Origin of the sequence: uncultured Campylobacter sp. (genome assembly GCF_937949835.1) — a bacterium.
Classification (GTDB): Bacteria; Campylobacterota; Campylobacteria; order Campylobacterales; family Campylobacteraceae; genus Campylobacter_B.
This window is the reverse complement of sequence record NZ_CALEDC010000517.1, coordinates 1-3,441: the sequence shown is the minus strand read 5'-3', so window position 1 is coordinate 3,441 and position 3,441 is coordinate 1. Positions and strand designations below refer to the sequence as shown.

Below are 3,441 nucleotides of genomic sequence, written 5' to 3'. Positions count from 1 at the left end.
AGTGGTGCGAGCTGCCGTGAAATTCCATAGAGCTTTGCGGCGTGCGCGGGCAAACCTCGGCGATGATATTGATCGCGACGCCCATTTCATTGAAATATCACAAACTGCTTTTGAAATTTTGACGGGCTGATCCGCCGCTCTTTTAGCATGTAGCGGCAAACCCTTTCAAAATCCGCCGCGCTCATCATAAAACTGATAAATTCGCCCTTGCCGTCATAGATGATCAAAGTATCGATCGCGCGGAAGCTAAATTTCCCCTCCGTGATCTTTGAAAAAATCAGCTTAGAGGCGAAAAACGGCAAAATCAATCCCACCGCGCTCATAATAAAAATTATAAATCCTCTAAGGCTTTGTAAAAATCCGGCAAACGCGACGCCTATCACGATGAACGAAAGCACAATGCCTGCGGAATTTCTAGCCGGTACGATATGTCCGAATAGCGGCGTGGCGGTGAGCTTTATGAGCGATATCTCATCAAATTTTATAGATTTCGTGATTTTGCCTTTATTGACGTAGTTAATGCTCCTATTCGTCAAATGAACAAAGCGCATATGGGCGCTGTTGAGATAGGACACGACGGCGAATACTATAGGGACAAACGGCGTATAGTATGGGAAAATATCGCCTATATACAGAAACACCGGTACCGCCAAGGGAGCGAAGAATAGATTATAAATAAAGAATACTATTATGTTGTAGTCTTTTACGACGAGGGATTTATTGTCAAATTTTGGCGGGTTTCGGCGCTCGGCGCCGTTTCGCTCAGGCTGCTGCGACTTCTGCGATTCGCCTTTTAAATTCTGCATTAAATTTACCCCCGTTTTTAAAATTTACCGCTAGCGGCTTGGGCGTTTTGCGATGATTAAATTTTGCTTTTACGTTTAAATTTTATCGTCAAACAGCGCGCAGATGTCCGCCGAAAAGCCTTTTGGCATAAAAATCGGCGAGTTCAAATCTCCGATAAGCCGCCTTTTAAAGACAAAAACTACGCGATCTTTTACGCCCGCCCACGATTTAAGGCTCATGTCCGCTAGTCACAACTAGGCCCGATAGGGCCGATCAGCCCGATGGCTCTAAGTTTTAAAGTCGATGTCCGTCGGCCGCAGCACCTTTGCGAGCTGTATTACTACGGAATTTATTGTCGCTAGGCTAGAAAATAACACCGCAGCTGCAATTTTTGCAAGCTACATTTTATCAGACGTGCATTTGGCAAACACTAAAAACCGCGAACTCTCCGGCATAAAGCACGCTGTAGCGCGCTCGCTAATTAAAATTTACTCGCTCTCAGTGCCGCTTCGGTTAAATTTTAGATCTCGCAGCGCGCTTTCGTCCGCGCCGCCGCTTTTTTTGCATTTTAAATTTAAACCTTGCGGCGACATTTCTGTGTCCGCACTGCCGCCATTGAATCTACTTCAATTTAAGCCCGCGCCTAACTTACATCAATTAGATAAAACTTATGCACGCTAGTCTCAGATGTTGTAAGGTCGCGGCACGAGTATCGCCGCAATCACTGCTAAAATTTGACCTATCCTGCCAAGATCGGCACTGAGGTTTAGATTTAAGTTGTGTTGCTCGGTAGGCAAGCAGGCGGATGCTCAGTCGCATTTTACCGCCTCGGGCTTCCTTGCTGAAAAAATTTAATGCCCTCCTGCAAAAGCCACGCGCTCGCATAAAGCCGCAGCCCGCCTAGGCTTGGCGCGTCCATCACCATCTCATGACCTTCAAATCTCGCATTAAATTTGCCGTCCTCGTCGCACGCCTTAGCGATGCAATCCCAAGTAGAGCCCGTTTGCGTCCTTTCAAAATTTTATTTCGTTCAAATTTTATCAGCGTCGCGTGTGCTTACCGCGCCGCCGCATAAAATTTCGAGATCTCACGGCTCGAAATCAAAGCAGTAAAAATCATCCGCCTCGCTCCAAAGCTCCTCTAGCGAGCACCCGTCTATCTGCGGCGCGCCGTAGAGCTCCCGCAGCGTGGCAAAATACCGCTCGCCGCTTGCGTTTGCGCCGGATTCGTCCGCGCATCTTTGAAACGAGCAGCGATCCGCATAGGCGATGATCAAGTATTGCGCGCCGCGCAGGCGAAAGCTAAGCTCGGGCTCGCCGCCCTCGGCTACGCATTTTAGCAGCATTTGCTCTATGGTTTCAAATGAGTATTTCGGCATTTCGCTCCGATCTTATAATTTTATCTCTGCCGCCGCATATCGCGAGCCGTTTTATTCCGCCAAAAACCCGAAGCGCTCGATCATATCCAAAAGCATATCGGCTCTGCAAATTTCATCGTCCAGCAGATCGTCGTATTGATCTCGCAGTCGCTCGGCGTCTTGCGCCACGGGCCCTAGATACTCCCTAGCTTGCGCGGGCTCGCCTTTCATCACTTAGTATTCGCCTAAGATTACGCGAGCTTGCGTCTTGCTAACCTCGTCGCCATCGCCCTCAAGTGCCGCTTTTAGGCTCTGCACGCCGCCCTCTTCAAGCCCTCGCGAGAGCTGCATTATAGCCTTGTTTAAGTAAAGCTTCGCATCCATTTTCACTCCTTAGCTAAATTTTATTTGAAATAGTAGAACAAATTCCCGCCGCACTCAAGATCCACGAACTCCTTGCTGTCAAAATAGAGCTTAAATTTCATGTGGCTCAGGTATTTGGCGTCCTGCGCTTTCTCTATAAAATTTCTTATCAGCCGCTCTATCTTTCCGCCCCCTTCGCGGCGTGCCGCGTCTTGTCTCGTGAAATAAAAAACTACGGGCGCGTCGGACACCGCTGCGATATACCAAATTTTAAGCGGCGCTAAAAGCTTGCTTCGGTTTCGCAGCAGCTCCTCTACCGCGCCTTGGATCAGATCAGTGCGGATCTGCGACTCGAAGGACTCGACCGAGATATAAAAGCTCTTAAGTCCGTTTAGTTTCTCGAAAAGCGGCGTGCGGGCGAGATAGCGCTCGATGCACTTTTTATCGGTGATTTTTGCGGCATCTTTATCGAAGCGAAGCACGATCTTAAGCCACACCGAGTCCCTGCCCGCGCCGTAAAACGCGCTAATCGCTCGAGTTTTAAATTTAGCGTCTATGAACTCTATCAGACCCCTGACGTTTTCACTATTTTTGACTTTGCCCTCTATGATCTCTTTACAGCGCCTGCTCTGATACGGGCTTAGATCGCAAAACATCGCGCGCCTTTAAATTTAAAGCTAAATTTACTCTGCGCTATAAGCCTGCAACATATCGAAGGTCGGAGTGAAAAAGAGCGCGCCCGTCTTTGCGACGCTGAAATCGAGCAGGCGGTCGTAGTTGCCTCGCGGGCGGCCGATAAACATGCTCTCAAGCATTAACTCCAGCGTGCTAAAGGTGCTTGCGTAGGCGATGAAGTAGGTTCCCGTCTCGCCGCCCTGCATAAACGGCATATTGCCGCGCACGACCTTTTTGTCGTCGCCGACGTTGGCTGCGGC

The 3,441-nt window shown here is 49.0% G+C and carries 6 protein-coding genes and 1 pseudogene; all 7 read right to left on the bottom strand.

The features are described 5' to 3' along the window. Positions 1 to 86: 86 nt before the first annotated feature. A complete protein-coding gene (locus Q0256_RS11465) occupies positions 87 to 806 on the bottom strand; it encodes a hypothetical protein (RefSeq protein ID WP_297963241.1) in 720 nt (239 codons plus the stop codon). 75 nt (positions 807 to 881) lie between these two features. After that, entirely contained in the window at positions 882 to 1,025 is a 144-nt protein-coding gene (locus Q0256_RS11460; RefSeq protein WP_297963238.1) for a hypothetical protein, read from the bottom strand. Between the two features lie 848 nt (positions 1,026 to 1,873). After that, positions 1,874 to 2,164 carry a hypothetical protein gene (locus tag Q0256_RS11455; RefSeq protein WP_297963235.1) on the bottom strand — a complete coding sequence of 97 codons (291 nt, stop codon included), beginning with the start codon at positions 2,162 to 2,164 and terminating at the stop codon, positions 1,874 to 1,876. 51 nt (positions 2,165 to 2,215) lie between these two features. After that, complete coding sequence (locus tag Q0256_RS11450) at positions 2,216 to 2,377, bottom strand: hypothetical protein (RefSeq protein WP_297963232.1); 162 nt, start codon at positions 2,375 to 2,377, stop codon at positions 2,216 to 2,218. Beyond that, positions 2,378 to 2,527 carry a hypothetical protein gene (locus Q0256_RS11445; RefSeq protein WP_297963229.1) on the bottom strand — a complete coding sequence of 50 codons (150 nt, stop codon included), beginning with the start codon at positions 2,525 to 2,527 and terminating at the stop codon, positions 2,378 to 2,380. It lies immediately after the preceding gene. A 20-nt stretch (positions 2,528 to 2,547) separates the two neighbouring features. Then, positions 2,548 to 3,162, bottom strand: a complete 615-nt coding sequence (locus Q0256_RS11440) for a hypothetical protein (RefSeq protein WP_297963226.1) — start codon at positions 3,160 to 3,162, stop codon at positions 2,548 to 2,550. Positions 3,163 to 3,189: 27 nt separating this feature from the next. Continuing rightward, positions 3,190 to 3,441 (bottom strand): annotated as a pseudogene (locus Q0256_RS11435) (Dyp-type peroxidase domain-containing protein); the annotation flags it as partial.

Bases quoted from the DNA above. Each gene is read 5' to 3' on its own strand.
- Q0256_RS11465 (WP_297963241.1), bottom strand. From the start codon at position 806: ATGCAGAATTTAAAAGGCGAATCGCAGAAGTCGCAGCAGCCTGAGCGA.
- Q0256_RS11460 (WP_297963238.1), bottom strand. From the start codon at position 1,025: ATGAGCCTTAAATCGTGGGCGGGCGTAAAAGATCGCGTAGTTTTTGTC.
- Q0256_RS11455 (WP_297963235.1), bottom strand. From the start codon at position 2,164: ATGCCGAAATACTCATTTGAAACCATAGAGCAAATGCTGCTAAAATGC.
- Q0256_RS11445 (WP_297963229.1), bottom strand. From the start codon at position 2,527: ATGGATGCGAAGCTTTACTTAAACAAGGCTATAATGCAGCTCTCGCGA.
- Q0256_RS11440 (WP_297963226.1), bottom strand. From the start codon at position 3,162: ATGTTTTGCGATCTAAGCCCGTATCAGAGCAGGCGCTGTAAAGAGATC.